Below are 613 nucleotides of genomic sequence, written 5' to 3'. Positions count from 1 at the left end.
ATCTGCTGGAGACCGCCAACAAGGGCCTGTTCTGCCAGCTCATCACGGTGCCGCTGTTCAAGGATCATAAGATCCTGACCCAGGTCGCCGGCCACGGCCTCCACACCATCAAGCTGCTGCCGCCGCTGGAGCGACCGCGGCCTGAACTACTGGGCGGTCAGCGATCTCGGCGCCGACGAGCTCTCCGAGTTCGGCGACAGGTTCGAGAGCGCGATGCGCGCGAACAAGGAGGGGTGAAGTCGCGTAGCCCGGATGGAGCGCAGCGCAATCCGGGAACGGTCTCGCGAGTGTCAAGAACCCCGGATTGCGCTTCGCTCCATCCGGGCTACCGTTCGGTTACGGGGTCGTGTTTACGCCGACTTGCGCACTGCGTTGTCGACCAGCGTCTTGCCGAGCGACCAGATCGCGCCGGGGACCTTGTGGCTGCCGGCGATCACGTCGTCGAACGACTTTTCGATCCAGCCGCAGTCCTCTTCGGTGATCATGAGCGGCGGCAGCAGCTTGATGGTGTGGAGGCCGTGGCCGGCGACCTGGGTCAGGATCTTATGATCCTTGAACAGCGGCACCGTGATGAGCTGGCAGAACAGGCCCTTGTTGGCGGTCTCCAGCAGAT

2 pseudogenes are annotated in these 613 nt (G+C 63.8%); one reads left to right on the top strand and one right to left on the bottom strand.

The window, feature by feature from the left end:
- Positions 1–114 precede the first annotated feature (114 nt).
- Positions 115–237 (top strand): annotated as a pseudogene (locus tag FNJ47_RS52135) (anti-sigma factor family protein); the annotation flags it as partial.
- Between the two features lie 113 nt (positions 238–350).
- Here the strand turns inward: FNJ47_RS52135 and FNJ47_RS46440 are convergent.
- Positions 351–613 (bottom strand): annotated as a pseudogene (locus tag FNJ47_RS46440) (aspartate aminotransferase family protein); the annotation flags it as partial.

The sequence above is a fragment of the Bradyrhizobium uaiense genome (assembly GCF_010811875.1).
GTDB lineage: Bacteria > Pseudomonadota > Alphaproteobacteria > Rhizobiales > Xanthobacteraceae > Bradyrhizobium > Bradyrhizobium uaiense.
This window is presented reverse-complemented; position numbering and strand designations above follow the sequence as displayed.